Origin of the sequence: Alienimonas chondri (assembly GCF_013036045.1) — a bacterium.
Taxonomy (GTDB): Bacteria; Planctomycetota; Planctomycetia; order Planctomycetales; family Planctomycetaceae; genus Alienimonas; species Alienimonas chondri.
The window spans coordinates 1-26,765 of sequence record NZ_WTPX01000007.1 but is presented as its reverse complement, the minus strand read 5'-3'; the positions used below and the strand labels follow the sequence as shown (position 1 = coordinate 26,765).

General features: G+C 67.3%; 23 protein-coding genes and 1 tRNA gene. 13 read left to right on the top strand and 11 right to left on the bottom strand.

The annotated features are described in order from the left end of the window. Positions 1–39: 39 nt before the first annotated feature. A complete protein-coding gene (locus tag LzC2_RS02130; protein WP_171183236.1) occupies positions 40–1,047 on the bottom strand; it encodes a site-specific tyrosine recombinase in 1,008 nt (335 codons plus the stop codon). A 99-nt stretch (positions 1,048–1,146) separates the two neighbouring features. Further along, positions 1,147–3,588: an ATP-dependent helicase gene (locus LzC2_RS02125; protein WP_246254665.1), complete on the bottom strand. Its 2,442-nt coding sequence runs from the start codon at positions 3,586–3,588 to the stop codon at positions 1,147–1,149. Between the two features lie 159 nt (positions 3,589–3,747). Here LzC2_RS02125 and LzC2_RS02120 point away from each other — a divergent pair, with 159 nt between their 5' ends. Next, positions 3,748–5,019 (top strand): hypothetical protein, encoded by a 1,272-nt coding sequence (locus LzC2_RS02120; RefSeq protein WP_206678534.1) that lies wholly within the window; start codon positions 3,748–3,750, stop codon positions 5,017–5,019. A 311-nt stretch (positions 5,020–5,330) separates the two neighbouring features. After that, positions 5,331–6,038, top strand: a complete 708-nt coding sequence (locus LzC2_RS02115; protein ID WP_171183234.1) for a zinc-ribbon domain containing protein — start codon at positions 5,331–5,333, stop codon at positions 6,036–6,038. A 123-nt stretch (positions 6,039–6,161) separates the two neighbouring features. Here the strand turns inward: LzC2_RS02115 and LzC2_RS02110 are convergent, their stop codons facing one another. Then, complete coding sequence (locus LzC2_RS02110; protein ID WP_171183232.1) at positions 6,162–7,865, bottom strand: SulP family inorganic anion transporter; 1,704 nt, start codon at positions 7,863–7,865, stop codon at positions 6,162–6,164. A 433-nt stretch (positions 7,866–8,298) separates the two neighbouring features. Between LzC2_RS02110 and LzC2_RS02105 the strand changes: the two genes are divergently transcribed. Both LzC2_RS02105 and LzC2_RS02100 read left to right on the top strand, forming a co-directional pair. Continuing rightward, the gene (locus LzC2_RS02105; RefSeq protein ID WP_171183230.1) at positions 8,299–8,937 is read left to right on the top strand and encodes a hypothetical protein; all 639 of its coding nucleotides are present in this window, start codon (positions 8,299–8,301) and stop codon (positions 8,935–8,937) included. 371 nt (positions 8,938–9,308) lie between these two features. Continuing rightward, positions 9,309–9,902, top strand: a complete 594-nt coding sequence (locus LzC2_RS02100; protein ID WP_171183228.1) for a DUF2726 domain-containing protein — start codon at positions 9,309–9,311, stop codon at positions 9,900–9,902. An 85-nt stretch (positions 9,903–9,987) separates the two neighbouring features. Here LzC2_RS02100 and ilvD read toward each other — a convergent pair whose 3' ends face one another. Both ilvD and LzC2_RS02090 read right to left on the bottom strand, forming a co-directional pair. Further along, positions 9,988–11,799 (bottom strand): dihydroxy-acid dehydratase, encoded by a 1,812-nt coding sequence (gene ilvD / locus LzC2_RS02095; protein WP_171183227.1) that lies wholly within the window; start codon positions 11,797–11,799, stop codon positions 9,988–9,990. 190 nt (positions 11,800–11,989) lie between these two features. Further along, entirely contained in the window at positions 11,990–13,513 is a 1,524-nt protein-coding gene (locus tag LzC2_RS02090; RefSeq protein ID WP_171183225.1) for a sulfatase family protein, read from the bottom strand. A 293-nt stretch (positions 13,514–13,806) separates the two neighbouring features. Between LzC2_RS02090 and LzC2_RS02085 the strand changes: the two genes are divergently transcribed. The 9 genes from LzC2_RS02085 to LzC2_RS02045 all read left to right on the top strand — a co-directional run bounded on the left by LzC2_RS02085 (position 13,807) and on the right by LzC2_RS02045 (position 21,659). Further along, entirely contained in the window at positions 13,807–14,811 is a 1,005-nt protein-coding gene (locus LzC2_RS02085) for a glycosylasparaginase (RefSeq protein WP_206678533.1), read from the top strand. Positions 14,812–14,955: 144 nt separating this feature from the next. Beyond that, positions 14,956–16,494 carry a protein kinase domain-containing protein gene (locus LzC2_RS02080; RefSeq protein WP_171183221.1) on the top strand — a complete coding sequence of 513 codons (1,539 nt, stop codon included), beginning with the start codon at positions 14,956–14,958 and terminating at the stop codon, positions 16,492–16,494. Positions 16,495–16,498: 4 nt separating this feature from the next. Further along, a complete protein-coding gene (locus LzC2_RS02075; RefSeq protein WP_171183219.1) occupies positions 16,499–17,536 on the top strand; it encodes a Gfo/Idh/MocA family protein in 1,038 nt (345 codons plus the stop codon). A 228-nt stretch (positions 17,537–17,764) separates the two neighbouring features. Then, positions 17,765–17,837: transfer RNA gene (locus LzC2_RS02070), tRNA-Gly, on the top strand. A gap of 158 nt (positions 17,838–17,995) precedes the next feature. Continuing rightward, complete coding sequence (gene tig / locus LzC2_RS02065) at positions 17,996–19,507, top strand: trigger factor (protein ID WP_171183217.1); 1,512 nt, start codon at positions 17,996–17,998, stop codon at positions 19,505–19,507. Next, a complete protein-coding gene (locus tag LzC2_RS02060) occupies positions 19,504–19,935 on the top strand; it encodes a dual specificity protein phosphatase family protein (protein ID WP_171183215.1) in 432 nt (143 codons plus the stop codon). The genes tig and LzC2_RS02060 overlap by 4 nt, the downstream gene beginning before the upstream one ends. A gap of 51 nt (positions 19,936–19,986) precedes the next feature. Next, positions 19,987–20,379, top strand: a complete 393-nt coding sequence (locus tag LzC2_RS02055; RefSeq protein WP_171183213.1) for a hypothetical protein — start codon at positions 19,987–19,989, stop codon at positions 20,377–20,379. Positions 20,380–20,487: 108 nt separating this feature from the next. Continuing rightward, positions 20,488–21,024: an MgtC/SapB family protein gene (locus LzC2_RS02050; protein WP_171183210.1), complete on the top strand. Its 537-nt coding sequence runs from the start codon at positions 20,488–20,490 to the stop codon at positions 21,022–21,024. Positions 21,025–21,191: 167 nt separating this feature from the next. Continuing rightward, positions 21,192–21,659 (top strand): hypothetical protein, encoded by a 468-nt coding sequence (locus LzC2_RS02045; RefSeq protein WP_171183208.1) that lies wholly within the window; start codon positions 21,192–21,194, stop codon positions 21,657–21,659. Between the two features lie 29 nt (positions 21,660–21,688). On the opposite strand, the gene LzC2_RS02040 is transcribed toward LzC2_RS02045, so the two are convergent. The 6 genes from LzC2_RS02040 to LzC2_RS02015 form a co-directional block, all read right to left on the bottom strand. After that, positions 21,689–22,201 (bottom strand): GNAT family N-acetyltransferase, encoded by a 513-nt coding sequence (locus tag LzC2_RS02040; protein ID WP_206678532.1) that lies wholly within the window; start codon positions 22,199–22,201, stop codon positions 21,689–21,691. After that, on the bottom strand, positions 22,198–23,427 hold the full coding sequence (locus LzC2_RS02035; protein ID WP_171183205.1) for a M16 family metallopeptidase: 1,230 nt from the start codon (positions 23,425–23,427) through the stop codon (positions 22,198–22,200). The genes LzC2_RS02040 and LzC2_RS02035 overlap by 4 nt, the downstream gene beginning before the upstream one ends. Before the next feature lie 4 nt (positions 23,428–23,431). Beyond that, on the bottom strand, positions 23,432–23,926 hold the full coding sequence (locus LzC2_RS02030) for a type II toxin-antitoxin system VapC family toxin (protein ID WP_171183203.1): 495 nt from the start codon (positions 23,924–23,926) through the stop codon (positions 23,432–23,434). After that, entirely contained in the window at positions 23,919–24,140 is a 222-nt protein-coding gene (locus tag LzC2_RS02025; RefSeq protein ID WP_171183201.1) for a hypothetical protein, read from the bottom strand. The genes LzC2_RS02030 and LzC2_RS02025 overlap by 8 nt, the downstream gene beginning before the upstream one ends. 9 nt (positions 24,141–24,149) lie before the next feature. Further along, positions 24,150–25,310 (bottom strand): acetate/propionate family kinase, encoded by a 1,161-nt coding sequence (locus tag LzC2_RS02020; RefSeq protein ID WP_171183199.1) that lies wholly within the window; start codon positions 25,308–25,310, stop codon positions 24,150–24,152. A gap of 99 nt (positions 25,311–25,409) precedes the next feature. Beyond that, positions 25,410–26,741, bottom strand: a complete 1,332-nt coding sequence (locus LzC2_RS02015) for a radical SAM/SPASM domain-containing protein (RefSeq protein WP_171183197.1) — start codon at positions 26,739–26,741, stop codon at positions 25,410–25,412. Positions 26,742–26,765 lie beyond the last annotated feature (24 nt).

Here is a 26,765-nt window from a genome sequence, read left to right as displayed (position 1 = left end):
ATCGGATCCCGCGACACCTGCTCGCGCCGGCGCCTTCCGTCAGGCGCGTGGGTGATGCTGGGCGTGAACGGCTTTCAGGCGGGTGTGCTCAACGTGCGTGTAGACCTGCGTGGTGCGGATGCTGGCGTGGCCCAGCAGCTCCTGCAGCGCCCGCAGATCGGCCCCGCCGGCGAGCATGTGGGTGGCGAAACTGTGCCGCAGCGTGTGCGGGCTGACCTTCGCGCTGCACCCGGACAGCACCGCGTACTTCTTCACCAAGTCCCAGACCGTCGCCCGCGTCAGCGCGCGGCCGGTGCGGGAGAGCAACAGCGGGGCGCCCTCGCCGCGGACCGACGGCCGCTCGACTCCCCGGTTCTCCCCGGCCAACACCGGTCGGGCGTCCGCCAAATACTCTTCCAGCGCCGCCCGGCAGCGGGGGTTCAGGCCCACGACCCGCTCCTTGTCGCCCTTGCCGAGGCACCGCGCCCAGCCGCCGCCCAGCCGCACGTCGGCGATCTTCAGGCCGATCACCTCGCTCGCCCGGCAGCCGGTGGCGTACAACAGCGACAGCGTCGCCCGATCGCGAAGAACCAGCGCCGCGGCGGTTTCTCCCTCGCCCGGCACGATCTGCGGGGCGTCGAGGAACGCCTCCACCTTCTGCGGGCTGAGCACCGCCGGCAGGCGATCCCACAGCTTGGGGGAGTCCAGCAGCTCCGCGGGGTTCTCCGTCGTCACGCCCTCCAGCACCAGATAGCGGAAGAATTGCTTCAGCGTGACCAGGTGCCGCCCGACCGTCGACGGGGCGTAGCCGACGCTGGAGAGATCCGTTTGATACGCGAGCAGGAAATCGAGCGTGACCGCGTTCGGCCCGACGTTGCGCGAGGGCTGTTCCTTCACCCAGTCGAGGAAGCGGTTCAGATCGCGGACGTAGGCGGCGACGCTGTTGGCCGCCATCCCGCATTCAGCTTTGAGATAGGTGTGAAAGCCGTCCGCGTGCGAGGCCAAACCGGGGGCCGCCTGCGCCGCGGCGAACCGACTGCCGGCCTTCGGCTTGAAACGCGGAGGCATCGGAATGTGGGATGGGGGATGTCGGACGTGGGATATTGAAACATCGGTCCCGGTCGCGCTCCCAAGTCACATCCCACTTCCCAAATCCGACATCCGACATTACCCAACCGGTTGCAGCGGGGCTTTGCTGGCGACGAAGGTTTTCGGGACCTCCGCGTCCTCAAACAGCACGCTGACTCGCTGATTGCGGGCGCTGCCGTCGCTGCTGACGACCCGTCCCAAACCGAACCGCGGGTGACGGACCGTCTGGCCGACCTTGAAGCCCATCGGGCCGTCCTCCCGCACCGGAACGGTCGCCCCGGTGGTCTCGCCGTTGAGCAAGCCGGCGCCGGTCGTCAGTCGCAATTTGTTCTGCGTGAGGGAACCGACGTTCGGCGGAGCCGTCGATTCGACGTCGGGGTCGTCGCCCTGGAGCGAGTCGTCCTGGGGATGTTCCCAGTCGGGGCCGTCGTCGACCTCCTGCGAGAAGTCCTCGTAGTCGTAGCCGCGGGAGCCCCAGGCGTCGCCGCCGCTGCGGTCGTCGAGGTCCAGCGTCATCTCCGTGAGGAAGTCGCTGGGAATGCAGTGTTGAGGCCGACCGCGGACCTCCCGGCGGCGGGTGTGCGTGACTGTGAGCTTCTTCATCGCCCGGGTGACGCCGACGAATAACAACCGCCGTTCCTCCTCGATCTCGCGGCCGTCGAACGCTTTGAGGCTGCGTTCGTGGGGCAATAAGTTCTGCTCGACGCCGATGACGTAGACGATCGGATATTCCAGCCCCTTCGCGGCGTGCAGCGTCATTAACGTGACGCGACCGCTGTCCGGTTCGACGGCGTCGGAGTCCGCTAATAACGCCGTCGTCTCCAAAAAGCCGTCGAGGCTGCCGGCGCCCTGTTGTTCGTGGTCGTATTGAGCCGCGGCGGTGACGAGTTCGTCGGCGTTGGCGAGCCGTTGCATTTCTTCCTCGTCGCCCTCCGCCCACGCCTTCGCCAAGCCGCTTTCGTCCAGCACCGCCCGCACCAGCGGGGCGACGGGGCCGGCGGCTTTGGCGCTGAGGGCGTCGAGGATCGCGGCGAACTTGCCGACCAGCGTCGCCGCCCGCTTGCTGACGCCGCTGGCCTCGCCGGCCCGGCGGGCCGCTTCGAGCATATCGAGCCCGTGGGCGTCCGCGAAGTTCAAGACCCGCCGCTGCGTCGTGGCGCCGATGCCCCGTTTCGGCTTATTGACCGACCGGGCGAAGGCGACGCGGTCGTCCGGGTTCGCCAGCAGACGCAGGTAGGCCAGCGTGTCCTTCACCTCCATGCGATCATAAAACGCCGTGCCCGCGGCGACCTGATAGGGCACGCCGCGACGGGAGAAGGCGAGTTCCAGTTCCCGCGAGAGGGCGTTGACCCGATAAAAGACCGCCACGTCCGCCGGTTTGTATTTGCCGGCGTGCACCGCGTCGTGCACCTCCTCGGCGATCGCGTCGGCCTCGTGCTTGCCGTCGCGGCAATAGAGGCGCCGCGGACTCTCGCCCTCCTCGCCCACGCCGATCAGCTTTTTCGCCTTGCGATGGACGTTGTTGGCGATCAATTCATCCGCCGCGAAGAGAATCGCCCCGGTGCTGCGGAAGTTCTCCTCCAGCCGGATCGCCTTCGCGCCGGGATAGTCCCGCTCGAAGCGCAGGATGTTCTCGATCTTGGCGCCCCGCCAGCCGTAGATGCTCTGGTCCGGGTCGCCGGTGGCGCAGAGGTTCGGATGATCCTGCGAGAGCGCCTTGACGAGTTGATATTGGGCGAGGTTCGTATCCTGATATTCATCGACCAGAATAAAGCGGTGCCGGTCGTCCAGATGCTCCCGCAGTTCCGGGCTGTCCTCCAGCAGCGTGACGGCGTGCAACAGCAGGTCGTCGAAGTCGACCGCGTTGCTGTCCAGCAGCGCCTTCTGATAGGCGGGATAGACCTTGGCGAGCACCGCTTCGATATGATCGCCGACCTCGTGCTCGAACTTCAGCTTGAACCGCTCCGCGGTCAGCATCTCGTTCTTCGCCCGGCCGATTCGATTTAATAACTGGCCCGGCGGATACGCGGCGGCGTCGACGTCTTTTTCGCTCAGCACCCGCCGCATCAGCGCGGCCTGGTCGGCGGTGTCGTAGATGCTGAAGTTCTCCTTCAGCCCGACCGCCTGACCGTAGCGACGCAGCAGCCGGCTGCAGAAGCGGTGGAAGGTGCTGACCCAGACCCGCGTGCCGGGCAGCAGGGCGGCGACGCGGTCGGCCATCTCGCCGGCCGCTTTGTTGGTGAAGGTGATGGCGAGGATCTGCCGCGGATCGACGCCCCGCTCCACGAGCCGGGCGATGCGGCGGGTGATGACCCGCGTCTTGCCCGACCCCGGCCCGGCCAGCACCAAGAGCGGCCCGCGGAAGTGCTCCACCGCGGCCCGTTGGGCGGGCGTGAGATCGTCCGCCTCCGCGGCCCCGTCAATCCCCGCGGCGGCGCGGGAGTGATCGGCCGACAGTTCTTCGGGCGAAGCCCCTTCCATGTGGACACGGGGCGGACGCGGTCGCGGGGGGCGGGGCATGGGGGAGACTCGTTGCTGAACGTCCGTGCGGTCGGGCGATCCTACGGGAAAGCGAGGCGGCGGCGAACCCGCCGACTGCGGGGTGCGGACGCACGGTTGACCCGCGGCGGTCGCGGGGCGGACGATCAATTCACTTCACGAACCCCTGACGACGTTCCCATGACGCTCGACGCTCCCGCGGTCCACCGGTCGTTCGCCGCGCTGCTCGTTCTCTGTACGGTCGGAGGGACGGCGGCGTTCGCCCAGTCGGCCCCGCCGTCGGAGCGGCAGCTCGCCCAATGGCTGAAGCGATTCCCGGAAGCCGACGCGAACGGCGACGGGCGCCTCACCGCCGGGGAAGCCGCGGAGTACCGCCGCGCCGCTCGCGGTCAGCGCGGGACGCAGAACAATGCCAAGCTCGGTCCCCCGCCGCCGTTGAAGCTCGACCCGCGGTGGGCCGATTCCGACTTCCCCCCGTATGCCGCCAGCCGACTCGACGCGGACGCGACACTGGAACTCTACCAACGCGGCCCGGTCGCCCGGTCGGCGCCCGCCGCGCCGGAACCGCTGTCGTTCCCGAAACCGACCGACGGGGGGATGCGAATCGTCGGCGTGGGACACAGTTTTATGGCGCCGGGATACGGCACGCTGCCGCTGATCACGCGGGCGGCGGGGTTCGAACAACCGCTCTGTCTGCACACCGGCGGCGGCGTCACCGGCAGCGCCCGCTATAAATGGGAGCAGGAGAACGGGATCTTTCAATTCGACGGCAAACCCGTCCCCAAGCTGCTCGCCGCGATCGCCAATGCGGACTGGGAGGCGATGATCCTCTCGCCCTACCACCACGACCGGCCGGAGTTTTATACCTGCTGGATCGAGTACTGCTTGAAGTATCACCCGGAGATGAAGTTTTATTTGTCGGACGCGTGGCCGCAGATCGATCAACTGACCGGGGCCGCCGGCGTGACGCGCGTGCCGGACTCCGACGACGTGTTCACCCCCGAGGTGATCGAACACATGCGGCGGGAGCGGCAGGACGAGAGCCTCAAGCTCGTCCGGGCGGTGCGGGCCGCGACGACGGAGCGGGTCTACGTGCTGCCCACCAACGACGCCGTCGCCGCCGCGGCGAAGCTGGCCGCCGAAGGAAAGCTGCCGGGCGTCGAGGGCGTGCACCGGCTCGCCGGCGGCAAGGAACGCTCCGTTTGGAAAGACCGCATCGGCCACCTCGGCCCCGGTTTCGACCGGCTGGAGGGTTATGTCTTCTACGCGACGCTCTATCGTCGCTCCCCGGCGTTGATCGACGCCCCGATCCGCTTTCGTGGTTCGTCGGATCACCCCAGCGAGAAACTCGACGCCCTCTTCCGCCGGATCGCCTGGGAGGCCGTGACGAACCACCCGCTCTCCGGCGTAACCGACGCCGACGGCGACGGAGTGGCGGATCCAGAAGAATAGACGAAGCGACCGGGCGCCAGCGTGCCGTGCGCCCACGCCGGAGGCGGCTGAGCATGCAAAGCGACGAGGATTCGCTCACGACGGTCGGACGTCGATCGCATGCTCACCCCTTCCGCTGACGCTACGCGGTGAGAGCCTGGCACACTGCAAGATCCGACTCGTTTCGCCCGAACCGGTCGGCGTGTCAGGAGTCTGGGTGAGGGAACGCCGGGGGCGTCATGCGGGGCGCCTCGGGCTGGCCAATCCTTCGTCGCTCGTGCAGCGGCGTCAGTAGACTTCGATTCGATCCCGGTCACCCGCGAGGACACCTGATGCCGCAACCGTCCGATCGCTACGCGGAGTTCGTCGAGCATCCCCGATTCGGCCGCGGGCCGAATCTTTCGGGACTCGACCCGGACCCGACGAATCCCGCCGTCCATCTGCATTGGAACACGACCACCCGCGCAGAGGTTCTCGCCCGCTATGAAGCCGCGGTCGGGGAAGCTTGGCCGCACGCCGATCTCCTTGTCGATTTCGAGCCGGCCAAGCGCATCCCGAACACCGCGATCGCCGCTGATCTCGCGAAACAAACGCCCGCCACCTTCGCGGTGACCCACTATTTCGACCTCGAGGGGCGATGCCGGGACTGCAAACGCCCGTATATTTTCTTCGCCGCGGAGCAGCAGTATTGGTACGAGGAACTGGGGTTCGGCCTCGATTCCGGCTGCGTGCGCTGCGTCGCGTGTCGGAAGGCCCAACAGGAGGTGGCGCGAAATCGGGAGACGTACGAGACGCTCTACCACGTCCCCGACAGGGACGAGCGGCAGGCGTTCAAAATGGCGGACGCCTGCCTGTTCCTCATCGAACGCGGCGTGTTCGCGACGCGACAGTTTCAACGCGTCCGCATGCTGCTGAACACCATCGCTGAAGACGCGGAGATCCGCAGCCAGTCTTGTTTTGCGGATCTGGTCGCGCGCCTGCTCGCGGCGGAAGAGGAGTCGGGATCGACCCACGGACGGGGGCAGATTCCGGTGCTGTAGTCGGTAGGTCATGAAGAGCGACGCGGTCCCCTCAACGACCCGCCGGCGTCGCTTGCCTGCTCACAGCGCTCCAAGGACGCTTCGCGGTGTGAGCATGGCGCCCGGCGCCCAGCAAAACCTGTACTAACTCGACGCATTCGCCTCCTCGGCCGGCTCGGGCTTGCCGGCCCGCAGCCATGCCCGGAAGTCCGCGAAGGTGTCGAAGACGCGGGCCTCCGGGATGAGGCCGGGGATCAACTCCACGCGGCGGAGCATGTCCAGCGGCTGGCCGCGGAAGCCGGTCAGCACGACCGACTTGCCCTTCCGCGTCAGGGCCAGGGCGGCGTCCTCCAGGGTGTAGAGGCCCGACTGGTCGATATAAGGAACCCGCTCCCCGCGGATCACGACGACCTCCGCCTCCGCCGGCAGCGTTTCGACCAAGTCCCGGAAGCCGGCGCTGAACCCGAAAAACAGCGGGCCGTACAGGTGCTTGACGAAGACGCCCTCCTCGGCGGCGGGCAGCCCGGCGGCCGCGGTTCCGGCGGCCGCTTCGGTTTGGGCGCCGGCCGACTCGTCCTCCCAGACGGGCTCCGGGTCGAGCGGCGAGACGGTCGACCCGGCCTCGATCAAATCGGCGGCCTTCTTCATGAACAGCACGCTGGCCAGCACCACGCCGGCCGCCACGGCGTGGATCAGGTTCCCGAACACCGTCCAGACGAACACGACCAGCAGCACCGCGGCGTCGGCTTTGGGCACGTCCGTCAGGTGCTTCAGCCCCTTGGTGTCGATGATGGCGATCCCCACGGAGATCAGCAGGCCGGCCAGCACGCTGAGCGGGATGTACGACACCAGCGCCCCCGCCCCCAGCAGGGCGGCCAGCTGAAACAGGCCGTGCGTGACGCCGGACAGCCGCGTCTTCGCCCCGGCGTTGATGTTCACGACCGTCCCCTTGGTCGCCCCAGCCCCCGGGATGCCGCCGAACACCGCCGCGATCGCGTTCCCCACGCCCTGCCCGATCAGCTCCCGCCGGCTGTCGTGCCGGTCCCGGGTCAGGTTGTCGGCGATCACCGAGGTCAGCAGGGAGTCGATCGAACCCAGCAGGGCCAGCGTCAGGCCGCTCTGGAGCACGAACAGGTAGTGCTCCGCGGCGACGTCGAAGAGCGCGTCGAACTGCGGGGCCGGCAGGCCGGAGGGGATGTCGTCGATCGTCGGCACGTCCAGGCCCAGCAGCAGGGCCGCCCCGGTGCCGGCCAGCAGGGCGACCAGCACGCTGGGGACCTTCTTGGTCACCTTCGGGAAGAGGTAGTTGACCACGAGGGTGAACAGGCCCAGCCCGACCGCGGCCCAATTAATCTGCCAGTCGGACTCGCCGAACTTCGTGACGACCCCGAGCGTCGACTTGGGCGACTTCTCCCCCAGCAGCGGCCAGAGCTGCAGCAGGATGATGATGACCCCCACGCCGCTCATGAACCCGCTCACGACCGGGTAGGGGAAGTAGCGGACGTACCGGCCGACGCCCAGCAGGCCCAGCCCGATTTGGAACACCCCGCCGGCGAGGAACGACAGCAGCACGATCCCGAGGCCGCTCTTGAGGTCTCCGGCCGCGGAGATCGCGTACACGACGATCGAGGCGGAGACGACGGTCATCGGGCCGGTCGGGCCGGACGCCTGCGTCCGCGTGCCGCCGAGCAGGGCCGCGAAGATGCCGACCGCGATCCCGCCGTACAGCCCGGCTTCGGCCCCCAACCCGGACTGCACGCCGAACGCCAGCGCCAGCGGCAGGGCGATGATCCCCGCCACCAGCCCGCCGAACAGGTCGCCCTTGAGGTTCTTCCAGTCGTAAGCCATGGGGTCGATTGGGTTCGTCAGACCAGTTCGTCAGGGGGCGTCTCGGCCCCGCGCGGCGGAGCGGGGGAGGCGGGTTCCCCGGGATTAGAATAGATCGAGCCGCCCCACGCCGCCCCGCGGGTCATCTTGCCCCCGGAACGACCACGACCGGGCCGCCGCCGGGCGCCCTGCTCTCACGCCGGAGGCGGGTGGGCATGGAGTGAGACGCCGACGGCCTGTTGCGGGGGCGGGCGTCGCTCCGCATGCTCATCCCGTCCGGCTCCGCTGCCGCTCCGCCGGCCAGTGAGAGCATGGCACACGGAACAATGTCACCCGCCCGAACTTGTCTAACGTAGGGCTTGTCCGTGTACTCTATCCGACCATTTCCTCAAAGCGTTAGCAACTTCAGGGCGTAGCTATGCCTGTTGATATAAAGCCGTCTCCGGTGTTCAGCGTGATATCCGCACTCGTGATGGTTTATCGAAATTCTGGAACGCAGCGTCTTTCCGATGCATTTCGGCACGTCGAGACCGAATCGGATCGAGGGACCGTATTAGTTCTTTGTGCGTTGATTGAAGAAATGCTCGGTGACTTGATTCGATCCGCCGCGGTGGACGAAGACAAGACGCGTGCTTATCTCTCGACCGGCTCGGGCATGACGATCGGCGGTCGCATCAAAATCGTCGCCATGTTCGGGCTAGTGCCCAACTATGTAATCATTGCTTGCGAAAGAATCGCCGAAATCAGGAACCGTGCTGCTCACTTCGATGGTCGGATAGGGCAGGGTCTCGGCTTCGACACTTCGTTTCGAGACCGGGACGGGAAGGCGATAAACGAAACGCGGAAGCACGTCATCGAAGCTCTGCGAAGCATGGACTTGAAGATCGGCTGCAAGGGCTCCGATGATCCCGAGAAGGTCAAGGACGACTTCAAGAACTGCTGCATCCAGATCGTCTTTCACTTGGCTGGATATATTGAATTGTGTAAGGAAGAGAAAGGGGGTGAGCGCAAGGGCATGAAGGAGTTGTATTGGTTGCCGCTCGAAGAAATCATGCGACAGTATAGTGAGGCTTCCGGGTCTCCCGCTCCGTAACCGATCCCGTCTCTGTGTCGTCGACAACAAGCGGACGGGTGGCCGGGGTCGGCCCGCTGTCGGCTCCCGTCCAAGGTGTGAGCGTGGCCGGGCCGCCCCCGGAACGGGCGACGCCCGATCGCTCTCTTCCGAGACCGCGCGTCGTCCCTCCCGGGGGCGGCCGGTCCATGCCGATACGCTCTCCCGGCGCGGCTCGCCGGCCGACCCCGGCCACCCCGCCGTCGTCGCTCACATCCTCGCCCCGCTTTGCCGGCCCTTCGTGCTAAGGGCATCATGCTCGGAGTTGGTCAGGTTTCGCACAGACCGACTCCATCCCCGACTGAACCTGCTAAGTGCCCACGGAAACCGAATCGCCGACGCTCTTCGGCCTGTTGGAACCCCTCTATTGGCCGATCGTGCTGGGAGGCTTGAGCCTTGTGCTTCTGCCGGCGCTCTTCAAGTTGTTCACCCGCTGGATCGTCAAGGCGATCCTACGCAAAACCCGGTTACGGAAGACCGCGCCCCCGATGGACCCGCCGGATGAGCCCTCAGGTGAGCCGCTGCCGTATCGGCGTGTGGCCTCCCTGTTGTCGCCGGCAGAGCGACGGTTCTACAGCGTCCTGATCGAAGCGAAGGAAGCGGGCCAGACCATTTTCTCGAAGGTCCGGCTCGCCGATCTGGTGGAGGTTCCTCAGGAGTCCGCGAACTACCTCACGCACTTTCGCAAAGTGTCCCAGAAGCATGTCGACTTTGTGATCTGCGAAGGTTCGTCCTTGGTGCCGGTCGCCGTGGTCGAGCTGGATGACGCATCACACAACACCGCGAGAGCCCGAAGGGCAGACGGGGTGAAAGACAGGGCCCTCGCCGCGGCCGGTCTTCCGATCGTGCGCATCCGTGCGGCCCGTCAGTACGACCCGGCCGCGATCGCGTCGGAGTTGGCCGAGGTCAGTCGTCCGCCGGTCGTTTTTGAACAGGTGAATGCCTGAGGCTACATGCAGACAGCGCGTGTTCTGAACAACGCGCCGCCTAACGGCGACGGCGAAGCGGGGGGCGTCGGTCAGCGGCCGCAAATCATCCGTCCGTCACGCAGCCGGTGCTGGCGTCGGAGACGAGTTTGACGTACTTGCCCAGCGTGCCGCGGGTGGCGCGGGGGGGGAACTCGGGGGCGTTCGCTTTGCGGTCGGCCAACTCTTCGTCGGTCAGGTCGACGGAGAGGGCGTTGGATTCGGCGTCGACGGTGACGGTTTCGCCGTCGCGGATCAGGCCGATCGGGCCGCCGAGGTGGGCCTCGGGGGTTACGTGGCCGACGATGAAGCCGTGCGAGCCGCCGCTGAAGCGGCCGTCGGTCACCATCGCCACGTGCGGGCCGAGGCCGGCGCCGACGATGGCGCTGGTGGGGGTCAGCATCTCCGGCATCCCGGGGCCGCCGACCGGGCCTTCGTGACGAATCACCACCACGTCGCCCTTCTGAATCTTGCCGGCTTCGAGGCCGGCGAGCATGTCCTCTTCGCTGTTGAAGCAGCGGGCGGGGCCGGTGAACTTCAACCCCTCCTTGCCGGTGATCTTGGCGACGGCGCCGCCGGGGGCGAGGTTGCCTTTGAGCACCCGCAGGTGGCCGGTCGGTTTGATCGGGTCGTCGACCGCGTGAATGACCTTCTGGCCTTCGAGCAGGTCCGGCAGGTCGGCGACGTTCTCGGCGAGTGTTCGGCCGGTGACGGTCGGGCGGGAGCCGTCCATCAGGCCGGCGGCGATCAGCATCTTCATCACCGCCGGGGTGCCGCCGACGGCGTGAAGATCGCTCATCACGAACTGGCCGCTGGGCTTCAGGTCGGCCAGGTAGGGGGTGCGTTCGGAGACGGCGGCGATGTCGTCCAGGGTGAAATCGACGTTCGCGGCATGGGCCATCGCCAGCAGGTGCAGCACCGCGTTCGTGCTGCCGCCCAGCGCGGTGACGAGGGCGACGGCGTTTTCGAAGCTCGTCTTATCCAGCAGGTCGGACGGTTTGCGATCGGCTTCGAGGCAGTCCTTGAGCACCTCGCCCACAGCCCGGCATTCCTGGATCTTGCCGGGGTCGGTGGCGGGGATCGAACTGCTGTAGGGCAGGCTCAGACCCAGCGCTTCGATCGCGCAGGCCATCGTGTTGGCGGTGTACATGCCGCCGCAGGCGCCGGCGCCGGGGCAACTGTTGGCGACGATCTCCTGCCGCTCGGCCTCCGTGATGCTGCCGGCGATCGCCTGGCCGTAGCTTTGGAAGGCGGAGACGATGTCCAGCTTGTCGCCTTCTTCCGTCGCGCCGTCGTTCTGCTGGGCGTCCGGGACGAGCGCATCGTTGTCCATCCCGCCGGCGGCGGCGGGGGTGCGGCCGGGGCGGCAGCCGGGTTGGATGGTGCCGCCGTAGACCATCACGGAGGGGCGATCGAGCCGGCACATGGCGATCACGGCGCCGGGCATGTTCTTGTCGCAGCCGGGCAGCGTCACGAGGCCGTCGTACCACTGGGCGGCGACGATCGTCTCGATGCTGTCGGCGATCAGGTCGCGGGATTGCAGGGAATAGCTCATCCCCTCCGTGCCCATCGAGATGCCGTCGGAGACGCCGATCGTGTTGAACCGCAGGCCGACCAGCCCGGCGGCGGTCAGGCCGGTCTTCACCTCCGCGGCCAGATCGAGGAGGTGCATGTTGCAGGTGTTCCCCTCGTACCAAACGCTGCCGACGCCCACCTGCGGCTTCTTCAAATCGTCCAGCGTCAAACCGGTGCCCAACAGCATCGCCTGACTGGCGCCTTGGCTTGCCGGGGCGGTGATGCGGGCGGAATACCGGTTCGATCCGCCGCTGGCGGCGGGTTCGGGGCGGTGCGGCGGGAGAGAGGTGGCGGAGTCAGACATGCGCGGGAGTGTGCGGGCGGAGGCGAGAACTGGCTAGTGTGCCATGCTCTCACGGCTCGGGAGCGTCAGCGGACGAGACGGGTGAGCATGCGGAGCGGCGTGAGCGCCCAGAGGTTCGCGAGTCGCTCGCATGCTCACCCCGACCGAGTCCGCTTCGCTCCCACGGTCGGTGAGAGCATGGCACACGGCGTTACTTGCGTTGGTCGATCATTGAACCGGGAGTCCACCATTCCGGGTCGGTCAGCAGTCGGGGTTCGTTGAAGATCTTTCGCTCGTCCCCCTGTCGTTTCATCCAGACGTTCAGGCGGTGGGAGAGATCGTTCCGCACGGCGACGATGAGCTTTGAGTCGAGGTCGGGATCGGGGTCGGTCCAGAGGTTGTGCTGTTCGTGCGGGTCGGCGTCGAGGTCATACAGCTCCTCTAACGGGCGCTGGTAGTAGCGCCGGAATACAAGTTCCTTAGCGGCGGCATCGGTCTTCGCCTGCTCCAGCCATTCGAGCCAGTAATCGCCGGAAGTCTCTCGCACCAGCAAGTCGATGTGCGTGGTGAAGGCGTATTCCGGACGGAGGTTACGGATGTATTTCCAGCGGCCGGTGCGAATTGATCGCATCGGGTAGACGTTGTATTCGCGGTCGCCGCTGTGGGTGGTGAAGATTTCCGAGCGATGCAGGTCGTCCCAGTGCACGTCGACCCGCGGCGGACCGTTGGTGTGCACGTTGATATCGTCCCGTGACAATTCCGGGTGACGACGCAGGGCCATCTCCTCGAACGTGAGGTCTCGCAGCAGCACATTGGCGAAGGAGAACCCGTCCCGCCCCGCCGGCGTCTCCCCGCCGGCGAGGTCGATCAGCGTGGGCAGCAGGTCGACCCAGCTGACCATCGCCTCCGAGGTCAAACCCGGTTCGACGTGCCCCGGCCAACTGACGATCAACGGCACGCGGATGCCGTCGTCGTAGAGGGTGAACTTGCCGAACGGCCACTGGGCGCCGTGATCGCTGGTGTAGGCGACCAACGGGTCGGGCCGCAGATGCTCCGCGGCCAGCGTGCGGAGTTCGCCGAGGAACTCGTCCAATTCCTTCACCTCTTGCAGATATCGCGCCCGCTGAACCCGAGTGCGTGGGGTGTCGAGGAACGTCGGCGGCAGTTCGACCTCCGCCGGGTCGAACGACGTCTCCGCCGGCCAGGGGACATGCGGATTGCTGATGCCGACGAATAGACAGAGCGGTTTCGCCGAGGTGCGGTTCGTCAGGTAGCCTGCGACGTTCTCCCGGAGTTTGGGGAGGTTCGAGGCCCGTTCCGCCACGTCGAAGCCGTAGCTCGGGGCCGATCCGCCGTGGGCCACCTTGCCGAACGCGGCGACCTCGTAGCCCAGCGCCTTGAGCGTTTCGGGCAGCTTCAGGACCTCCTCGCGAGGGTAGCTGTGGTTCTCCTCGGCGCCGTTGCGGGCGGGCATCAGACCGGTCAGCAGGGCGGCTCGGCTGGGCGCGCAGGTGGGCGACGCGACGAAGGCGTTTTCGAAGATCATCCCATCGGCGGCCAACGCTTCCAGGTGCGGCGTCTCGACCAAGCCGCCCTCGTACACGCTGCAATCCCGCCGCGAATGGTCGTCCGCGATGTAGATCAACATGTCCGGCGGTTCGCCCGCCGCCGCGGCGGACAGGGAAAACGTCGCTGCCAGCAGGTGGAATAGCGACGGGAGGATCGGGCGGGGCATCGGGCGCGGCTCGGTCGGGCAATCGGATCGGCGAGTTTCGATCATGGTGAGGCGGCTTCCGCCCGAACGCGACCGAACGGTGCGCTCGTGCGTGGGGCTGTCAGTCGGCCTATCGTGCGAACCCCCGCGGATGATCCCCCCGACGCTGCCCGACCCTCATGTCGCTGCCCCGCCGATCGTTGCTCGCCGCCGCTCCGCTGGCCGCGCTATGGGCCGGAGTCGCGGGAGGACAAGAACGACCCGCGAAACCGCAAGCGAGCGTCGGCCCGCCGGAGGGGTTTCGAGGGAAGGCGGTGTCCAGTTCCAACGGGCTAACTTCGGTGGGGCAGGCGGTGCGGGATATGGCAGTGGGGGACGATCCCTTGGCGGCGGCGATTCGAGCGGTCGGCTTGGTGGAGCAGGACCCGAACGACCTGTCCGTCGGCCTGGGCGGATTGCCGAACGAGGACGGCGTGGTCGAACTCGACGCCGCGGTGATGCACGGGCCGACGCACACCGCCGGGGCGGTCGCGGCGCTGCGGGGCGTGATGCACCCCGCCCGGGTCGCGGAGTTGGTCCGCACCCGGACCGATCATGTGCTGCTGGTCGGCGAGGGCGCCCGACGGTTCGCCACGGCCCACGGGTTCAAAGAGGAGGAACTACTCACCGACCGCGCCCGTCGGATCTGGCTGCGGTGGAAGGAGGAGCTGTCGGACGCCGACGATTGGATCGTCCCGCCCGCCAGCGAGGAGGAGGACGAAGACGTCTCCGCCCTGCTGCGTTTTTCGTTTGAGGAGAACGGGCCGCGGTTGGCGGATGCGGCCGGGCGATTCCGCCTGCCGCGGCCGACGGGCACGATTCACCTCTCCGCGATCAACGCCGCGGGGGAGTTGGGCTGCACCACGACGACCAGCGGGCTGGCCTTCAAGATCCCCGGGCGGGTCGGCGATTCGCCGATCATCGGGGCCGGGCTGTACTGCGAAGCGGGCGTCGGCAGTGCCGGCAGCACGGGGCGGGGCGAGGCGAACCTGCAAAACCTGTGCAGCTTCGCCGCGGTCGAACTGATGCGCGGCGGCCTCAGTCCGAGCGAAGCGGGACTCGCCGTGCTTAAACGGGTCGCCGCGACGACGCCGGACCGACTGCGGGACGACGCGGGCCGGCCGAACTTCGGATTGAAGTTCTATCTGCTGGGGGCGGACGGCCGACACGCGGGGGCGTCGATGTGGGGGCCGGCGGAGTTCGCCGTCGCCGACGATCCGACCGCCCCCGACGGCGGCGCCCGGTTGGAGACGTGCGTCTCGTTGTACGATCGGGACTGACGGATCAACGGGACTGCGTCCCTCTTCACGGTCCGATCACGCTCCCACGGGTGCGCGGGGGCGTTACACTGGGCACGCAACTCCGCGGTCGTTCCAGACCGCAACGCCGCGCGGGCCTCCCGCCTTCCTCACATCACGTCCGCCGTGGCCTGGTTCCTCTCGAAAAAGCCGTCCGGTCCGGCCAAGACGGTCAAGGAACTGGGCAAACGGCTGGTCGACGGCGGCCTGATCACGCAGCAGCAGTTCGACGTCGGCCTCTCCGCGGTTCCCTCCTCGAAGCGCACGCCGGAAACGGTTATCGACGCCTTGGAAGAGGCGGGGATTCTCACCAACTTTCAGGCCGACCTCACCCGGAACGGGGAGATCGAAACGCTGGTGATCGGAGGTTACAAGCTGATCTACCGCAACGCCGCCGGCGCCTTCGCCCGCGTGTACCGGGCGGAGGACAAGAACGGCCGCAGCGTCGCCTTGAAGGTGCTCCGCGGTCGGCACGCCTCGGACCCGCAACAGGTCGCGGCGTTCGAGAAGGAGGCCCGGATGGCCGCCAAGCTGAAGCACCCCAACGTCGTGCCGATCCTCGACGTCGGCTCCGACGACGGCCGGCACTACTTCGTGATGGAGTTCGTGGAGGGAGGCAACCTGCGAGACTTCCTCACGATCCGGGGGAAGCTCAGCCCGAAGGACGCCGTGGGGATCGCGTTGGACATCGCCGAGGGCCTCGCCCACGCGATGAAGTTCGGGATCACCCACCGGGACCTCAAGCCCGGCAACGTGCTGTTCGACACCCGGGGCAATGCCAAGCTGGTCGACTTCGGCCTGGGCGGCGAGGGGGACGACGGCGCCGACCTGCGAGCCGTGGAGTATTCGACGCTGGAGAAGGCCACGCAGGCGCCCCGCGACGATCCCCGCAGCGATCTATTCTTCCTCGGTTCGATCCTGTACGAACTGCTGACCGGCGTCCCGCCGTGGCCCTCGACCTCCGTGCGCAGCGAACGCTCCTCGGTGAGTCGCTACCGGGACGTGACGCCGATCGTGGATCACGCCCCGGACCTCCCGCCGGCGCTGGTCTCGGTGGTCGGCAAGCTGATGGCGTGGAACCCGACGAGCCGCTACCGGACCGCCGCCGAGGCCGCCGACGCCCTGCGGTCGCTCGCCGCCACGCTGGCCGACGTCCCGGAACACACGGACCTCGAAGACGAATCGAGCGATCTGAGTCTCGACGGCTCCGCGGAGGAGCGATCCGGGGAGCGCCCGCCGCCCAAGCTGCTGCTGGTCGAGAACCGCCCCTCCAAGCGGGGGATCATCACGGAGTACCTCTCCAAACGCGGGTTTGAAGTGATCGGCTGCGACGGCGCCGACGACGCGTTGGCGATGCTGGAGCTGGACCCGCCGGACGCCGTGCTCGTGATGGGCGAGGCGTTGGGAGACGGGCTGTTCGGGCTGTTCGGCACCCTGAAGGCGCAGGGGGCGGAGGGGGAACCGATCGCGGTCGTGGCGCTGGTCAGTGCGGCTCAGGCCAAGAAAAAGAACGCGTTGGCCGCCACCGGCACCTGCCGCGTGCTGGCCCAGCCGGCGAGCCTGCGGAGCGTGCGTTCGGAGTTATTCCGAGCGCTGAAGCGGGTGCTCTCCGAGAGCCGCATGATTCGATTGCGGGATTACTCACAGTCCACCAGCGGCAAGTAGCGGCGTGAAGACCGTCGGCGAAGACTCGGACCCGGACGACGTCCAGGCGACGGAACCGATCCGCTTCGGGGTGCTGGGGACGGGGCGGATCGCCGGGAAACTCGCCGCGGCGATGGCGCGGACGCCGGCGGTGCGGGCGGTCGCGGTCGGCAGCCGGGACGCGAACCGGGCGTCGTCGTTCGCCTCCCTGCACGACGTGCCCCTCTCGACCGGCAGCTACGAGGACGTGCTGGCGGATCCGGCGGTGGACGCCGTCTACCTCGCACTGCCGCCACACGTGCATCTCGAATGGGGGCGTGCCGCCGCCGCGGCCGGCAAGGCCGTGCTCTGCGAGAAACCCCTCACCCAAAACGCCGCGGACGCCGCCGCTCTCGCCAAGGCGTGCGCCGCCGCGAAAAACGGCGCCGGCGTCGCCCTGATCGACGGCACCCAATGGACCCGCACCCCCCGGGCGATCGCGTTCCGGGACGCGTTGAACTCCGAGGCGATCGGCTCACTGCGCAGGGTGACGGCCGCGTTCAGCTTCCACGCCGAGGGCTGGGGCGATACGGAGCACCGCCTCGACCCGCACCGCGGCGGCGGCGTGCTGCTGGACCTCGGCTGGTACTGCGTCCACGCGGCGCTGTGGGCCTTCGACGACGACCCGGTGCGCGTCGCCTGTCATCTCGCCCACGAAACGAACGACTCCGGCGACCCGGTCGACGTGGCCGCCAGTTGCACGCTGACCTTCCCCGGCGATCGCACGGCCGGCTTCGACGTGAGCTACGGCACCGCGTGGCGGAACTGGATCGAGTTCGCCGGGGAAGCGGGCAGCCTCGTCTGCGACGACTTCACCAATCCCCGCGACCCGGAGAAGGTCCGCCACTTCTACCACGACCAACGCGGCGACGCGGAGCGGATCGAACTCCCCCCGTTTGACCCGCAGGTCGAGTTCCTCACGAAGGCCGCCGCCGCGATTCGCGCCGGCGGGGATGAAGACGGGGTGAAGCTGGCATTGCGGACGCAGACCGTGCTGGATCGGTTGAGGGAAGCGGCGGGGTGAGCCGTGATGCCCGAATCCGAGAGAATGGGAGAGCCGCGACCGTCAGGGAGCGTCTCTGTGCGATCGCGAGTCACGAGAGACGCTCCCTGACGGTCGCGGCTCCATGCGAGGGGCGAACCTCGCTGACTTTGCCGGTGTCTCTCCGCGAAGATCGGTTGACGGCTCGCCTGTCCGGCCGATACTGTTCCCCCCGACGCGGCGAACCTCACGGTTCTCCGGGTCACGCAGGCGGGTGTAGCTCAATTGGTAGAGCGTCAGCTTGCCATGCTGAAGGTCGCCGGTTCGAGCCCGGTCACCCGCTTTTCGCCTGCAACACTCGTAACGCCGAGGCTCCGCGGAGCCTCGGCGTTACTTTTTGCGCCCGCCCCCGTGCGCCGGGGGCCGCTGCGTTGAGCAAATCTCGCTCGCGGGTACGCTACCCGACCCGCATTCCGTTCCCGACCCGCACGTTCCCACCCAATGTCGACCGACGCCCCCGTTCTGGATGATCCCGCCACGGATGAGGCCTTCGACGACGAGGCGCTGGGCGAAGGGTTCGCAGACGACCGTCGCAAGATGGATCTGACCGTCGAGGTCGAGGACGCCGGTCCCTGCCTGAAGCACGTCAAAGTGACCGTCGCCCGGGCGGAACTGGACGCCGCGCTCGAAGAAGCCGTCGGCGAGTACGCCGATGAGGCCCAGGTTCCCGGCTTCCGCGCCGGCCGCGTGCCGGTCACGCTGATCAAGAAGCGGTTCAAAGAAGAACTGGCCGGGCAGGTCAAGCAGCGGGTGCTGATCGACAGCCTCGAACAGGTCTCCGAGGAGCAGGACCTCGACCCCATCAACGAGCCGGACCTCGACGTCTCCACCCTCGACCTGCCGGACGAGGGCGACTTCGAATACGAGTTCGATGTCGAAGTCCGCCCCAAGTTCGACATGCCGGACCTGTCCGGTCTGAAGATCGAGCGCCCGGACGCCGAAGTCACCGACGCCGAAGTCGCCGCCTACCGCGAGGAGTTCCTCACGCAGTACGGCCGCCTTGAGCCGCAGGAGCGGGCCGCCGAGGCCGGCGACACCCTCAAGCTGAAGGTGACCTTCTCCCACGACGGCAAGGAACTGCACGTCGTTCCGGAGCTGAAGGCCAAGCTGAAGCCGATCCTCCGCCTCACCGATGCGGAGCTGGAAGGCTTCGATGATTTGCTCGCCGGAGCGAACGTCGGCGACGTGAAGGAAGCCACGCTGACCGTCTCCCCCGAGGCGGAGCGGGTCGAACTCCGCGGCGAGGAAGTCACCGGCAAGTTCGAGGTGCTTTCCATCGCCGTGCTCAAGCTGCCGACGCTCACCAAGGAGCTGCTGGACCGCATCGGCGTGGAGAGCAGCGACGAGTTGGACGAGCAGATCCGCGGCTCCCTCACCCGCCAGCGCGAGTACCGCCAGCGGCAGGACGCCCGCGAGCAGTTGCTCAGCACGATGGTCGAGTCCGCCGACTGGGATCTCCCCGAGAAGCTGGTCCGTCGCCAGACCGAGAACGCCCTGCGTCGCGAACTGCTCGAGATGCAGCAGGCCGGCTTCACCACCGCCCAGATTCGGGCGCGTGAGAACGAGTTGAAGCAGAACGCCGTCACCTCGACCCGGCAGGCGCTCAAGGAACACTTCATCCTCGACCGCGTCGCCGAGGAGAACGACATCGAGCCGACCCCCGGCGAACTCGACCGGGAGATCACGCTGATGGCCCTCCAGCAGGGCGAGCCGGTCCGCCGCGTGCGGTCCCGCCTGGCCAAAAGCGGCATGATTGAGAACCTCGCGGCCCAGCTCCGCGAGCGTAAAGCCGTCGACTTCCTGCTGGAGAACGCGACCTACGTCGACGTCCCGGCCAAGGAAGCCGCCGCCGACCGCGTCGAAGCCGTCAAGCAGAGTGTCTGCGGCATCGGCTCCGTCGCCTCCGCCGCCGACGAGGACGAAGACGCCGGCAGCTCCGCCGAAGAGGAGTGATCCGCCCGGCGTTCAACGGCTCGGTTTACCTCGGTAACGCCGGCTCCGCCCGGGACCTCCGCCGACTGTATGACTTGGAGATTGCTGCGGTCGTCGATCTCGCCGCAGAGGAGCGGCCCGCCCAACTCGGGCGGGATCTCGTCTACGTCCGAGTGCCGTTGCATGACGACGGCTCGAACCCCGAGTCATTGCTCGTCTTCGCCGTTGAGAGTGTCTCTTTACTCTTGAGGACCGGGCGGCGGACGTTGATCGCCTGCAGCGCGGGGATGAGCCGGTCGCCAGTGATTGCCGCCGCCGCGATCGCTCTGCACACGGGCGATGCGTTTGGCGACTGTCTCGTCCGCCTCACCAAGGACGGACCGTGCGACGTTTCCCCGTCGCTCGCGACGTCCGTGACGGGCATCTTGAAAGCGATGTGCGCGGGCTGACCAGCTCGGCCGATGCCGTGACGGCCGGGCGTGAGCCGCGGTCAAAACGGCATGGATATCCTTCTCTACCTCGCCGGGGCGCTCCAATTGGGGATCGCCTCGGCGAACTTCGTGGCGGTGAAGATGCTGCGCTACCCGGAGGCGGTCGCGGCGCTGCCGTCGTCGGTGCGGCAGGTGTTTTGGGTGCAGAACGTCTACATCGTGCTGACGGTCGTCGGCCTCAGCCTCGCCTGCTTCGCCTATCCCGGCGAACTGTCGAGCGGCGCCGGCCTCGGCCGCGGACTGAGCGGCTTCCTGACCCTCTTCTGGGGCACGCGACTAGGCGTACAGTTGTTCTATTACAGCCCCGAAGAACGCCGTCGGCGCCGGGCGATCGACCTGCTGTTCGTCGGCACGTTCGTCTACCTGACCGGGGTGTTCGCGGTCGCGGCGATCGGTCGATGAGGGAGAAGCCGGGATCGCACGCCGTGCGTTCCGGGGGCGAGCCGATCAGCGTCACGCTATGATCCTTGCCCCAGCGGGCCGACCGCGGCCACTCCGCCGAGATCACTGATGGAAGAACTCACCTTAGGTGAGATTGTCGTGCGTATTCTCTCCGCCGCGGGCATCGCCGGCGTGTTGGGCTGGGAGCGCGAGGTACACGACAAACCGGCCGGCTTGCGCACGAATATGATGGTCGCCATCGGGGCGGCTACGGTCACGATCGTCACGATCGAGCTCTGCCTGTCGTTGTCGGCCTTCCCCCACGACGGCATCCGCGCCGACCCGGTCCGTGCGGTCTCCGGAGTGATCGGGGGACTGGGATTCCTCGGGGCCGGCGCCATTCTGCAGTCGCGCGGCAACGTCCGCGGCATGACCACCGCGGCGACCATCTGGGTCGTCGGCGGACTTGGCGTGGCCTGCGGGTTGGGGATGTTCCGCGTCGCCGTCACGGCGGCCGTCACCGCCTTCATCGTGCTGTTGGCCGTCGGCCGGCTCGAAGCCCACGGCCTGAAGAGCAAGTCGCGAGAGCCGAACCGAGAGGACGAGGCTCCACACAAAGCCGACTCTGCGGTCGCGGCCAATCCCCCCGCCCGGCGAACGCCGTGACGGTCGACAGGTTCCGGCGGCGGACCGAACAATGCCGTGTGAAGTACGAAGTTATCTCTTCTCACGTCGTCGCTCGCATGCTCACCTGCCCCATCCGCTTCGCTCCCGGGGCGTGAGAGCATGGCGCCCGGCGCAAATTATCATTCGTTTTGCGAAATGTACATTAAATGGGCGGCAAGGAGGTTGCGACCATGTCGATCGATGAGCAGCGATTCGCAGAGCTCACCAGTTTCGCCATCGGACTCCCCATCACAAGGGTGTGGCTCGGCGACTACACGGCTCTGTATATCGAGATTGGGCCGCTCACCAAGGCCTACTGCCAGTCCGGGCGGCCCAAGGCCGAGCATACTGCCTATCTTGGTTTTCAATGGGTACTCGAATCAGGGGCCGGCCGAGAGTTTTCGTCCACTGATCCGGATGCGGCATCACGCATCGTCACCGCGATCAGCGGCGAGCGGATTCGCTGCGTTACCGCTTCTCCTTCTTTAGAACTTATTTTGTCGCTCCACTCCGGGCGACTGCTTCGCTCTGTAGCCAGCGAACCTGACGAGCCCGAATGGTCGCTCTATTTCCCGGCTGGCTCAGTCGTCTACGCACACGAGGGCTCGCTCGTTCTTGAGTCGGTCTCCGTTTAATAAAACGCTGCCGCTGAGCGGCTGATCCGTTATCCAATCCGCTTCTGTACAAACACCGCGTCCAGCCGGCGCCCCCACTTCAAACCCACGCCGGGGAAGCGGCCGACTTCTTCGAAGCCGAGGGCGGCGTGCAGGGCGAGGCTGGCGGCGTTGTCGGCGGAGATGACGCCGATCAGCCCCCACAGCGGCAGTGCTTCGGCTCGTTCGATCAGGGCGGCGAGGAGCGAGCGGCCGACGCCGCGGCCGCGGGCGGCGGGGGCGACGTGGATGCTGTGTTCCGCGGTGCGGCAAAACCCCGGCTGCGATCGGAACGGGCCCAGCGTCGCATAACCCAGCACAGGGTCTGCGGCGTTCTCATCCACGGCCAACAGGATCGGCCAGCCGGCGGCCTGCTTCTCCTCGAACCACGCCCGCTGCTCGGCCGCGTCGCGCGTCTCCTCCGTCCAGACGGCGGTCGTGTGCTCGACGGAGGAATTATAAATGAGCCGGACCGGTTCGAGGTCGGCGGCGGTCATCTCGCGGACGGTGACGAGCTTGTTCAAGCCTCCAACGTATCCAACGGTCCGACGCCCACCGTGGTGACGATCTCCAGCGGATACTTCGTCAGCAGATCGCGCAGGTCGTGGACGGTCAGCCGGCGGAGATCGGCGAGGTCGTCCTCCACGGTTTTATATTCGCCGCGGTCCTGCCAGTTCCCGCCGAGGCTGCCGAGGCGGCCCATCGGGCGTTCGCTTCGTAAAACGATCCGGCTGGCGACCTTGTTCTTGGCCTGTTCCAGCTCCTCCGCGGTGATCCCGCGGGCGTTGACGGCGTCGAATACCTCCCGCACCGCCGCGACGTTCTCCGCGGCCCGGTCGGGGTCGCAGGAGAGATAGGTGAGGTATATCCCGGCGCCGGCGAAGTCGGTGTAGCTCAACTCGCAGGCTTCGCAGCGGCCGGGATCGACCAATTCCCAGAACAACCGGCTGCCGGTGTCGTCGCCGACGATCACGCTCAATAGCTCCGCCGCGTGCCGCAGCGGGGAGGCGTTCGACGGGGCGTTCCCCGCCAGCATCACCGTTTCCTGGGCGTTCTCCGGCTTGTGGATCGCCCGCGCGGTCGGCCGGGGGGCCGGCTCGGGCAGGGGGCGGTCGGTCTCGCCGCTCGGCGCCCGGCTGGCGTGCTCCTCGGCCAGTTTCAACACCGCGTCCCAGTCTGCGTTGCCGCAGACGGCGAGGATCAGATTCGAGCCGACGTACCGGGTCGCGTGGTAGTCGCGCATCGCCTCGATCGTCAGCCCGCCGACGGATTCGTTCGAGCCGAGAATGCTGCCGGCGAGCGGATGTCCTGCGAAGTGGGCCTCGTTCAGCGCGTCGTAGGCCACGCTGCCGGGTTGGTCGTCGTGCATCCCGATCTCCTCCAGGATGACCTGCTTTTCCAGTTCGAACTCTTCGTCCCGCAGGATCGGCCGGGTGAGCGTCGAGAGCAGATCGACCGCGATCGGCAGGTGCTCCGGCAGGACGGCGGCGTAATAGACGGTCTGCTCGTGGGAGGTGTAGGCGTTGTACTTGGCGCCGATCTCGTCGAACACGCGGTTCACGTCCTCCGCGCTGTACCGCTCGTCGCCTTTGAAGGCCATGTGTTCGAGGAAGTGCGAGACGCCGGCCAGTTCCTCCGGTTCGTCCCGCCGACCGCACCGCACGAAGTAGCCGACCGCGACGGAGTGGGCCTCCGCATCGAGTTCCGCGAGAACGGTGACGCCGTTGGGGAGCGTATGGCGATAGAACATGGGGTCAGGCGGCGGCCGGCGGGAGTTCGATGATCGTCAGTCCGCCGGTCAGGGCGTGCCCGTTCAATCGGAGAAGATGACGGTCCCGGGCGTACAGCACGTCTGTATGTCGGACTGCTGTAGCAAGGATGATCGCGTCGGCGACTTGAAGCGTCCTCCCTTTTTCCGATCTAGGACACTCGGCCCGCAGGTCGGCGGCGAATCGGGCAAGGTCGGCGTCGACGTTCACGACCTCGACGCCTGGCAAACCGAATGCCCGATCGTAGAGCGCCAACGTGGCCGCGTCGTACTTCGGGCGGAGCACCTCGGCGACGACGACCGCCGAGGAAATCAACGTCGCCTGACCGGCGTCGACGGCGTTGACGACGTCCGCCCCGCCGGCGCCCGCCGGTTCGCCATTCAGAAACGCGATCAGGATCGACGAGTCCCAACTGAGCCGTAGCGGTTCCGGCTTTCGTCCCGGGAGAGCCGTCGTGACGTCCGCGGTTTCGTCAGTCACCGCCCGCCTCAAGGTCGGACGCCCGCTCCACGTCGCCCCCCCAGTCGTCGCGATCTGAACGCAGTTCGGCCAGTTCCGTGTCCAAGTCGAACCGCCCTTTCAACACCCCGAATAACTGCGAAAGAGAGGAGATCTCCTCCGGCTTCGGCAGCGCCGGCAGACTCTCGGCCGAGGCGTACGGCGGGTCGGCGGCGGGAGACGACGGATCGCTCATAGATCCAGTCTACGCCGCGTCGTCGCCCCTCACCAACCCCCACGCCTGTCGGGCGATCTCCTGTTCTTCGTCCGTGGGCACGACGAGGACCGCCGCGGACCCGCCGGCGTCGATCCGGCGGGGTTCTTTCGATCGGACTTCGTTCGCGGCCGCGTCGAGCGTGACGCCGAAGCCGCCCAGCGGTTCGCAGACCCGTCGGCGGATCTCCGCGGCGTTCTCGCCCACCCCGGCCGTGAACACGAGGCCGTCCAAGCGCCCGAGAATCGCCGCGTACGCTCCGACGTACTTACGAATGCGGCGGCAGTAGATGTCGAGGGCGAGGTCGGCCTCCGCATCCCCGTCCGCCGCGCGGGCCAGCACGCGGCGCACGTCGTTTTCGCCGCACAGCCCTTTGAGACCGCTTTCCCGGTTGAGCACGCGGTTCACCTCCTCGGCCGACAGCCCCGCCGACCGCTGGAGATGCGTCACCGCCGCCGGGTCGAGGTCGCCGCAGCGGGTGCCCATCACCAGCCCCTCCAGCGGGGTGAGGCCCATGCTGGTATCGACGCACACGCCCCCGCGCACCGCCGCGGCGCTGCATCCGTTGCCCAAGTGCAAGGTGACGAAGTTCCAGTCTTCCCGACGACGGGGCTCCGGGTCGCGGCCGTCGGTTCGCTGAAGAAACTCGCCGGCGACGCGCGAGACGTATTGATGGGACGTGCCGTGGGCGCCGTAACGACGGACGCCGTGGTCCCGTTCGCACCACAGCGGCAGGGCGTAGCGAGCGGCGGCTTCCGGCATGGTTTGATGGAAGGCCGTATCGAAGACCCCCACCTGCGGGACGTGCAGCAGCCGCTCCGCGACGGCGGCGATCCCCGCCAGCGCCGGCGGATTGTGCAGCGGGGCGAGGGGCACGAGCCGTTGCACCTCCGCGACCGCGTACTCGTCCAGCAGGGCCGGCCCGGTGAACGTCCGCCCGCCGTGGACGATGCGGTGTCCGACGACGGCGGGGCGAACGTTGCCCAGTTCGCTCAGCACGGAGGCCAACGCCTCCGCGTGCGTCCCCGGGCCGGTCGGCTCTCCGAGGCGCTCCACCATCCCGGACCGCAGGCGGGAGAGCGCCGGGGCGTCGAACAGCATCCACTTCAGCGAACTGCTGCCCGCATTGAGGACGAGAACGGTGGTGGTCATGAAAGTTCACCAACCCGAAGCGTCAGCGAGGGCGAATCCGGGGACGCGACCGAAGCCCTCGCTGACGCTTCGGGTTGGCGAAGAATGATCACGGGGTGTTCAGACCGTCAGTTGCACGAGGTCCGCTTCCGCCGCCGCCGGTTTGACCGGGGCGCCGTCGACTTCGGCTCGATCCAATAAATACGGCGCCGCCTTGCCGGTGTGATCGTGGCCGTTGTACACGCCGAAGTCCGCGAATAGATACTTCTTCGCCAGTCGATAGGCCCAGCTTTTCTCCGGCACTTCGTCGCCGGGGTGATATTGACTGGTTCGCACCGTCATCGCGGATAGCTCCGCCATCGCGGTGCGGCGGGCGGTGCTGTCCTCGGCGGAATGGGCTTCGACCACTTCCTTCAACAGATCCGGTCGTTCCAGCACGATGCAGCCGCGGGTCGAAGCGGCGGCGACGTCGCGGAAGTCCTTGAGGAACCGGCTTTCCATGAAGCGATCCTTCAAATGACGGGGGTCGTCGCCGGCGCGGCCGCCCGTTTGATGGATCGATTCCTTGCTGAACTGCACGATCGGGCAGGGTTCGATATCGCCCCACGGATTAATGTGATGCGAGATCCCCGTGACCGCCGGGCAAAGGGCTTTGCCTTCGCCGTCGTAATAGGCGTCGATAATCGCGATCGGCTTGCTGGCCCGTCGGGTGACGACGAACTCCCGCAGTTTTTTCTGCTGCTCCCGCGACAGACAGAGGTCCTCGCAGGCGTCCGGTCCCATCGGGCGATAAACGTGGAACCAGGTATAGAGCACGCCCATGTCGATCAATTTGTCGAGCCAGGCGTCGTTGACGAGGTCGTCGAAGTTCGACGCCGCGACGCTGGTGCAGACGCCGGTCGGCACTTTGTGATCCAGACAGTTCTGAATACCGCGGAGCGTCTTGTTATACACGCCCTTCCGGCCGCGGCGTTCGTCGGAGACGGTCTCGTTTCCTTCCACGGAGATCAGCGGCGTCACGTTCGCCAGGCGCCGCATCTCCTTCGCCACGTCGGCGGTGATGAACTGACCGTTGGTGAAGATCTGGAAGTAGCAGTCCGGGTGATTCTCGACGATTTTGAGAAGCTGCGGATGCATAAACGGCTCGCCGCCGACGAGGCCGAAGAAGCGGTTGCCCATCTCCTTCGCCTCGTTGATAAGGCGATCCATCGTCGGCAGGTCGATTTCCTGCCGCTCGTGGGCCACGTCCACCCAGCACCCCTGACAGCGCAGATTGCAGGAGTTGATGACGGAGACGTACAGAAACGGCGGGAAGAACTGCCCGGACTTCATCCGCTTGCGGTGCAGTCGCACGCTGTTCGCCCCGCCGAGGCCGAGGTTCCAACCCATCTTCCAGATCGCCTTGGCGTCGGCGCGTTGGAGGAGGCGGCGGGCGAAGCGGACGGTCTGCATCGGGGGCGTCCGTGGGGGCAGGGA

Coding starts and splice junctions, on each gene's coding strand:
- LzC2_RS02025 (WP_171183201.1), bottom strand. CDS start 24,140: ATGAGCGATCCGTCGTCTCCCGCCGCCGACCCGCCGTACGCCTCGGCC.
- LzC2_RS02120 (WP_206678534.1), top strand. CDS start 3,748: ATGACGCTCGACGCTCCCGCGGTCCACCGGTCGTTCGCCGCGCTGCTC.
- LzC2_RS02115 (WP_171183234.1), top strand. CDS start 5,331: ATGCCGCAACCGTCCGATCGCTACGCGGAGTTCGTCGAGCATCCCCGA.
- LzC2_RS02050 (WP_171183210.1), top strand. CDS start 20,488: ATGGAAGAACTCACCTTAGGTGAGATTGTCGTGCGTATTCTCTCCGCC.
- ilvD (WP_171183227.1), bottom strand. CDS start 11,799: ATGTCTGACTCCGCCACCTCTCTCCCGCCGCACCGCCCCGAACCCGCC.
- LzC2_RS02045 (WP_171183208.1), top strand. CDS start 21,192: ATGGGCGGCAAGGAGGTTGCGACCATGTCGATCGATGAGCAGCGATTC.
- tig (WP_171183217.1), top strand. CDS start 17,996: ATGTCGACCGACGCCCCCGTTCTGGATGATCCCGCCACGGATGAGGCC.
- LzC2_RS02020 (WP_171183199.1), bottom strand. CDS start 25,310: ATGACCACCACCGTTCTCGTCCTCAATGCGGGCAGCAGTTCGCTGAAG.
- LzC2_RS02035 (WP_171183205.1), bottom strand. CDS start 23,427: ATGTTCTATCGCCATACGCTCCCCAACGGCGTCACCGTTCTCGCGGAA.
- LzC2_RS02015 (WP_171183197.1), bottom strand. CDS start 26,741: ATGCAGACCGTCCGCTTCGCCCGCCGCCTCCTCCAACGCGCCGACGCC.
- LzC2_RS02110 (WP_171183232.1), bottom strand. CDS start 7,865: ATGGCTTACGACTGGAAGAACCTCAAGGGCGACCTGTTCGGCGGGCTG.
- LzC2_RS02130 (WP_171183236.1), bottom strand. CDS start 1,047: ATGCCTCCGCGTTTCAAGCCGAAGGCCGGCAGTCGGTTCGCCGCGGCG.
- LzC2_RS02055 (WP_171183213.1), top strand. CDS start 19,987: ATGGATATCCTTCTCTACCTCGCCGGGGCGCTCCAATTGGGGATCGCC.
- LzC2_RS02125 (WP_246254665.1), bottom strand. CDS start 3,588: ATGCCCCGCCCCCCGCGACCGCGTCCGCCCCGTGTCCACATGGAAGGG.
- LzC2_RS02090 (WP_171183225.1), bottom strand. CDS start 13,513: ATGCCCCGCCCGATCCTCCCGTCGCTATTCCACCTGCTGGCAGCGACG.